5 protein-coding genes are annotated in these 7,174 nt (G+C 62.3%); 4 read left to right on the top strand and 1 reads right to left on the bottom strand.

The window, feature by feature from the left end:
* Positions 1–468: 468 nt before the first annotated feature.
* Positions 469–711, bottom strand: coding sequence for a hypothetical protein (locus tag EXY20_RS37945; protein WP_135557650.1), 243 nt, complete (start codon positions 709–711; stop codon positions 469–471).
* Between the two features lie 319 nt (positions 712–1,030).
* On the opposite strand from EXY20_RS37945, the gene EXY20_RS37940 reads away from it, so the two are divergent.
* From EXY20_RS37940 to EXY20_RS37925, 4 genes are read left to right on the top strand one after another with little or no spacing between them, the layout of a single operon-like run.
* Positions 1,031–2,242, top strand: coding sequence for a response regulator (locus EXY20_RS37940; protein ID WP_167859803.1), 1,212 nt, complete (start codon positions 1,031–1,033; stop codon positions 2,240–2,242).
* The gene (locus tag EXY20_RS37935; protein ID WP_135557648.1) at positions 2,239–3,336 is read left to right on the top strand and encodes a HEAT repeat domain-containing protein; all 1,098 of its coding nucleotides are present in this window, start codon (positions 2,239–2,241) and stop codon (positions 3,334–3,336) included. Before EXY20_RS37940 ends, EXY20_RS37935 begins: the two co-directional genes overlap by 4 nt.
* Positions 3,317–4,786, top strand: a complete 1,470-nt coding sequence (locus tag EXY20_RS37930) for a glycosyltransferase family 2 protein (RefSeq protein WP_135557647.1) — start codon at positions 3,317–3,319, stop codon at positions 4,784–4,786. The genes EXY20_RS37935 and EXY20_RS37930 overlap by 20 nt, the downstream gene beginning before the upstream one ends.
* Positions 4,783–7,137 (top strand): hypothetical protein, encoded by a 2,355-nt coding sequence (locus EXY20_RS37925; protein WP_235886399.1) that lies wholly within the window; start codon positions 4,783–4,785, stop codon positions 7,135–7,137. Before EXY20_RS37930 ends, EXY20_RS37925 begins: the two co-directional genes overlap by 4 nt.
* Positions 7,138–7,174: the final 37 nt, after the last annotated feature.

Genomic DNA, 7,174 nt, shown 5'->3' with positions numbered 1-7,174 from the left:
GGTTTGGCGTTTGAACTCCTCATCAAAATGTTGGCGGATATTTCCCATGACACACCTCGACCTTTCGTTTGTTTGTATTGTATCAGGTCGCTGTTACAGTGTGTCTACTTTCTAGTCTAAATTCAAAGCGTCTTTGTAAGGCTGAAATCAGCTTTATTTCGCTCGCTGCTCGGCGAGGTGGCACTGCAAGGCTGAAATCGGCCTTATTTTGCTTTCCGTTTGGGAAAATGGTGCTGTAAGGCTGAAATCAGCCTTATTTTGCTCGCTGCTCGGCGAAGCGTCGCTGTAAGGCTGAAATCAGCCTTATTTCGCTCGCTGCTTGCCTCGACCTTCCGTTTGGTATCAGGTTGCAGTTACGGCGTATCTACTTTCCGATCTGTATGCGTCGCGGCACCAATAGCGCATGTTACCTGCGCTGCAGCCCCCACATACTTTGGAGGAGGTTAAGGTGTAATAGATCCGCCACGCTCACTCTTCCCGCATCTCGTCCCGATGCTTCTTGTAACGGTAAAGCGCAAGGGGCAAGTTCAAGCATCCCGACAGAAACAAAAGAATGCCCGGAAGCGCCTGATAGAAGGAGATATGCAGCTGGCCGTCGCCGATCGGGCCGACTTTGGGCCGGTGAACATCCCAATAGGCGAGGGCAAAAAAGAGGATGGGAAGCAAGAGCGAGGCGATGGAAGCGACGATATGGGCGATGATTTTGTTCAAACTCGTTTCCTCCTTGTTTGGAGCACTTATGGGATATTATACCATGGGGATGCGCACAAGGGCATGGATAGCAGGTCTCATCTCCTTGCACGACAAACCTATTTCCGCCAAAATTAGGGCTTTTCCGTCCGCCGCCACAACGGCTATAATAGGGGAACAGTGAAAAGCAAACGCTAACATGACGCCGTCGCCGCAGAAGTGCAAGCGCAAGTCAAATCCCCGGTTTCACCCCTCTCGCCCGACGCGGCGTGGCTTCCGACCGTTCACCCCCTCAAACAAGCATCAACCCGTTCGACCCGGCGACTTAAAGGAGAGCGAGATGAGGAAGTATCAACTGCTGTTTATCGGACAATTTGACGAGACGATCGCATCCTGGCGTTTGACCGGCGGACCGGTGCGGGAAGCGGACCTGTACCGGCTGCTGCACCGGATCAAAGGCACGGCGGCGACGATCGGCCTGGGCGATTGGTCGCTTGCCGCCGAACGGCTGCTGCCCGGGCTGGCGGAGTACGGCGATCGCTTGTGGCCGCTGGCCGAACTGGAGCGCTTCGTCGCGCCGCTGCTGGCGTTGCGCGGCAGCGCGAACGCCGGCGACGGCGAAGCGGCGGCTTCGCTGCGGGAGCTTGCCGCCGCCGGCGAGGAAACCGCCGCAGCCGTAGAAACGCAGGCAGCCGCCGATCCCGCCAAGCCGCACGAAGCACTCGTGCTGCTCGTCGACGACGATGTTGCGCTGCTGCGCGTCATGAAGGAGCGGCTGGAGCAGGAAGGCTGCATGGTGATGGCCACGCCATATCCGGAGACGGCGCTGCGCTGGTTTCGCGAGCTGAAGCCGGACTGCGTCGTGCTCGACGTCGTCATGACGGGACGCGGCGGCTTCGAGCTGCTCGCTTACTTGCAGGAACGGTCGCTGATGTCGATGATGCCCGTCCTGCTGATGAGCGCGCAAAACGACAGCGCCATCCGCATCCGGGCTTACGAGTCGGGGGCGGACGATTTTATCCCGAAGCCGGTTGAGCCGGCCGAGTTTGCCGCGCGGGTGCTGAACAAGGTGCGCCGCAAAATGTCGATCGGCCAGCTGCTGCGGCAAGGAGCGGCGAACGGCAGCGGGCCGGGCGGCGATTCCCCGCAAGCCGGGCCCGGCCGCGTCGCCGTTATCGACGACGACCCGCTTATCCGCAACATGCTGGAGCGGCGTGTCCGCGACCTGGAGGAGGCGGAAACGGGGCTGGACGTTCGCACGTATCCGGACGGGGAAGCGTTCTTCCAGGACGAGTGGCATCGAAGCGGACAAGCGTATTTGCTGATCCTCGACCGGATGATGCCGCGCATGAACGGCATGGAAGTGGTGCGCCGCTTGCGCGCCGAGCATCCGGCCGACAAATACCGCATCCTGATGCTGACCGGCATCGGCGACGAAGCGGACATCGCGCAGGCGATCCGGGCCGGCACCGACGATTACGTCACGAAGCCGTTCCGGCTGCCGGAGCTGGAAGCGCGCATCCGGCGCCTGCTGCCCGGAGGCCGCCGATGAGCGACCAGGACGCAGTTCGCGCCATCGCGCTGGTTTGCGCCGGCTTCGCCTGCTTGCTGCTTGTCCTGTACGGCTACTTGCTGCTGCGCAAGTGGGCGCTGAACCGGCGGCGCGGCTTCATGGCGGCCTGGACATCGCGCGCCTCGCTGCCGGAATCGCCGATCGAACGATTCGTGACGCAAGGGGAAAACTCTCGCCGTCTCATGCCCCGGCGGAAGTGGGAATGGCGCACGCTGGAGATGTATTTGACGCACCGGCTGCGCGTGGGCGGCACGTTGGCGGAGCAGGAGCGGATTTACCGGCTGGCCGGCGACGTCTATGGGCCGCTGTACCGCAATCAGCTGCTCGATCGCCGGACCCGAATAAGGCAACACGCGCTGGCGCATATCGCGTTGTTTCATATGGACCGGCTGCAGCCGGAAGTTTCCGCTTTCCTGCACCGCAGCCGGCTGCAGCCGGAGGAATGGTGGGGGGCCTTGCGGGCGCTGGCGGCGTTCCAGGACAAGCTGGCGGCGGAATGGCTGCTTGGCCGGCACGGCAAGCTGCCGCTTTCGTCCGAGCACCGCTACCGGCAAGTGCTGATGGCGCTCGGTACGGAGCTGCTGGAGGAGTTGATCGAACAGTTCGATGAAGCCGACAAGGCGCTGCAGCGCAACCTGATCGACGTGCTGCGGACGCGCAACATCCGGACGGAGCGCTGTCTGGCGCTGTATGAGCGGCTCTTGCTTTCGCCGTCGGACGAGCTGCGCGTGCGCGCGCTCAAGGCTGCCGCCAATTTCGGCTACTTGAGCCAAGGCGCGGAGGATGCGCTGCTGGCGCGTTACGTCGACTGGCGCGGGTATCCGTGGCCGGAGCGGCTGATGGCGGCGCGGCTCATGGGAGAAGTGCGCAATGCGGGCTACCGCAGCCTGCTGGAGCAAATGATCGGCGACGAAGCTTACGCCGTACGCATCGAAGCCGCGCAAGCGATCGGCCGCTACCCCCAAGGCGGAACGCATTTGGCGCGAATCGCCGGGCAGCATCCCGACCGTTACGCGCGCGAAGCGGCAGGGGAGATGCTGGAGAGGAGGAGCTATGAACGGAACGTGGAGTGAATGGCCGGCCGTCATCGCGACGGTCGGCTCCGTCGTCGTTGCCGCTTACGTTGCGCTCGTCGCGCTGTTCTATCTCGCGTTGTTCGTTGTCGCGTTTCGCACGCTGCGCGCGGATTCGGACATCCCGCCCTTCCATTACGAAGAGCTGCTCCATTCCTCGTTCAGCCCGCCCTTGTCCATCCTGGTGCCGGCCTACAACGAAGCGCTCAACATCGTCGACAGCGTACGGTCGCTGCTCGGCATCAACTACGGCAGCTACGAAATCATCGTCGTCAACGACGGATCGAAGGATGCCACGCTGCAGCGGATGATCGACGAGTTCGATATGTTCGAAGTAAAACACCAGGTGCCCTGGTCGGGGCTGCCGAAAGCGACGAAGCCGGTTCGCGGCATATACCGGTCGCGCCGGCACCCGAACCTGGTGCTCGCCGACAAGGAGAACGGCGGCAAAGCCGACGCCTTGAACGTCGGCATCAATTTGGCCCATTACCCGTACGTTGTTTCGCTGGACGGCGACACGGTGCTCGATCCGGACGCGTTTCTGAAAATCATGAAACCGATCGCGGAGGCAAAGCCCGGCGAAGAAATTATCGCCTGCGGCGGCAGCGTGGGCATCGCCAACGGCAGCTTCGTCGACCGGGGGTTTCTCGGCGGCGACATCCGGCTGTCGCGCAACCGGATCGTCGTGATGCAAGTGATCGAATACATGCGGGCGTTCCTGATGGGACGCATCGGGCTCAGCCGAATGAACATGCTGCTGATCGTGTCCGGCGCGTTCGGCGTGTTCCGCAAAGATTGGCTGCTGGAGGCGGGAGGTTACGAAACCGGCACGATCGGGGAAGATATGGAGCTGATCGTGCGGCTGCATCGGCTGATCCGCAGGAAGAAGAGCAAGGCGCATATCGCTTACATCCCCGACCCGGTCTGCTGGACGGAAGCGCCCGAGCAGCTGCGCATCCTGAAGCTGCAGCGCATTCGTTGGCACCGCGGGCTGTTCGAAAGCCTGTGGCGTCATCGCGGCATGATTCTGAACCCGCGCTACGGCCGGATCGGGCTGGTGTCGATGCCGTACTTTTTGTTCGTCGAGCTGCTCGGTCCCGTCGTCGAATTGTGCGGCTACGCGCTGCTCGTCGCCCATCTGCTGATTGGCGATATCAACGCGGCGTTCAGCGCGCTGCTTCTCGCTTCGATGGTGCTGTACGGCTCGTTTCTGTCGATGGGGGCGGTGCTGCTTGAGGAATGGGGCCTGCGCAAATACAACCGGGTGGCCGACATATCCCGGCTGTTCTGGTGGGCGTTGTCCGAGTCGTTCTGGTATCGCCCGATCCAGACGGTGTGGCGCTGCCGCGGGCTGGTGCAGGCGATTCTCGGCAAACGTCAGGAGTGGGGAGAGATGGTCCGCAAAGGCATTTCCGTAGGACCGGGAGCGGGAGGGGGCGGCGGCCGATGAGAAGCTTGCGAAGCGAGAAGTACGGCAGCGCCCGCCTGCGGCGCGGCCTGATTGCGGCTGCGGCCGGCGTTGTCCTGCTGGCGGTCGTCGCTGTCGTCGTATGGCTGTCCGGGATGCTGGATCCGCTCGACCGGGCGGAGACCGTGCAAGTCGACGGCATTACGATTCCGGCCAACGTCGGCGGCCAGTATTTGCAGCGCTACCGCGGCGGCAAGGCAGAGGACATGCTGCTGAAAGGCGTGAATATGGGCATCGCCAAGCCGGGCCATTTTCCCGGTGAGGCGGCGATTACGAAAGCCGAATACGCCCGCTGGTTTCGCGAGATCGGCGCGATGAACGCCAACGTCGTCCGCGTGTATACGCTGCATCCGCCCGCTTTCTACGAGGCGCTGCTGGAGTATAACGAGCATGCGAAGCATCCGCTGTACGTGCTGCACGGCATCTGGATGAACGAAGACAAGCTGCTCGAGACGAGAGACGTGTTCGACGAAGCGAACGCGCAGGAATTTGCCGAGGAGACGCGGCGCATCATCGACGTCATTCACGGGCGGGCGGACATTCCCGCGAGGCCCGGTCACGCTTCCGGCGTATACAAGGCGGATGTGTCGAAGTATGTGCTTGGCTGGGTCATCGGCGTCGAATGGGATCCGGACATTGTCCAGTCGACGAATGCCAATCATGCGGGCGCGCCGGATTACGCCGGCACGTACTTCCGCACGCAGTCGGCGTCGCCGTTCGAAACGTGGCTGGCGCGTGCGCTCGACGATACGGTCCGGTACGAAACGGACACGTATCGCTGGCAGCGGCCGATCAGCTTTACGAACTGGGTGACGACCGACCTGCTGCACCATCCGGCCGAGCCGCTCGCCAAGGAAGACGCCGTATCCGTCGATCCGAACGTCATGTGGCCGACGCCGGCGCTGAAAGCGGGATATTTTGCCTCCTATCACGTGTATCCGTATTACCCGGATTTTCTGAATTACGAGAAGAGCTACATCAACTACATCGATCACCGCGGCGAAAAAAACAACTACGCCGGCTACCTGAACGATTTGAAGAAGGCGCACCGGATGCCGGTTCTTGTGGCGGAGTTCGGCATTCCTTCCTCGCGGGGGATGACGCATCGCAACGTCAGCGGCTGGAACCAGGGGTTCCATTCCGAGAAGGAGCAAGGCGAAATCGTCAGCCGACTGTATGAGGATATTCACCGCGAAGGGTTGGCCGGGGGGCTCGTGTTCACCTGGCAGGACGAATGGTTCAAACGGACGTGGAACAACATGGACTACGACGATCCCGACCGCCGGCCGTTCTGGTCGAACGTGCAGACTAGCGAGCAAAACTTCGGCTTGCTGAGCTTCGATCCGGGAGCGAAGGACCTGCTGGTCAAAGCGGACGGCAAAACGGGCGACTGGTCAAAAGCCGGCATCCGGCCGCTTGCGGAAGCTTCCGGCGGCAGCGCGCCGCACGCTTATGGCGACGGCTACGACGAGCAGCGCCGCATCGAGCGGCTGTATATGGCCAGCGACGAGCGGTATGTATATTTCCGGCTCGATTTCGGCCGAGGCGGGCAGCCGCTCGACTGGACGAAGACAGGGGCGACAATTTTGCTCGACACGGTGCCCGGTCAGGGGCAACTGACGGTGCCGGGCGGAGGCGGTTTGACGAGCGACGCCGGGTTCGATCTGGCGATCGACATCAAGGGGCCGGACGCTTCGCGGGTGTGGGTCGACAGCTACTACGACCTGCACGAGCTGCAATACGGGCGGATGCTCGGCATGATCCCGCAGGCGCCTTACGCGGATAAGATCAATAACGGGATCTTCCACAGGCAGCTGCTGACGCTCAACAAGGAACTGTCGTTCCCGGACCGGAAAGGGGCGGCGGATGAAGTGATTCCGTTCGAGTCGTACGAAACGGGCGTGCTGCGTTTCGGCAATGCCGACCCGGACAGCCCGCAGTACGATTCGTTGACGGATGTCGCGGCGAACGCCGATAATGGAATCGTCGAACTGCGCATTCCGTGGCAGCTGCTGCAGATCAAGGACCCCAGCACGCACGAAGCGACAGGGGACATCCGGCGGGACGGCATCGGCGCGAGCGTGCGTACGCCGGGCTTCCGCGTGGCCGTCGTCACCTACAAGCCGGACCAGGACATAAACAAGCTGCAGCTTGCGCCGGCCGGTTCCGCCATAGCGGACTCGCTGCCCGCGGCGGCGAACGGCATGCTGCGTGCGGCGGATATGCCGCTGTACGAGTGGCAGGATTGGGAATATCCGCTGACGCACGAACGGCTGAAGCCGTCGTACGATATCGTTAAAGCCGCGTTTGCGGCTCACGAATTGGCCCGCTGACGGCAGCCGCGCGGCAGGGAGCAAGCGGCGGCAACAA

Source organism: Paenibacillus cymbidii (assembly GCF_004764705.1).
GTDB lineage: Bacteria > Bacillota > Bacilli > Paenibacillales > NBRC-103111 > Paenibacillus_AN > Paenibacillus_AN cymbidii.
This window is presented reverse-complemented; position numbering and strand designations above follow the sequence as displayed.

Bases quoted from the DNA above. Each gene is read 5' to 3' on its own strand.
- EXY20_RS37935 (WP_135557648.1), top strand. From the start codon at position 2,239: ATGAGCGACCAGGACGCAGTTCGCGCCATCGCGCTGGTTTGCGCCGGC.
- EXY20_RS37925 (WP_235886399.1), top strand. From the start codon at position 4,783: ATGAGAAGCTTGCGAAGCGAGAAGTACGGCAGCGCCCGCCTGCGGCGC.
- EXY20_RS37940 (WP_167859803.1), top strand. From the start codon at position 1,031: ATGAGGAAGTATCAACTGCTGTTTATCGGACAATTTGACGAGACGATC.
- EXY20_RS37930 (WP_135557647.1), top strand. From the start codon at position 3,317: ATGAACGGAACGTGGAGTGAATGGCCGGCCGTCATCGCGACGGTCGGC.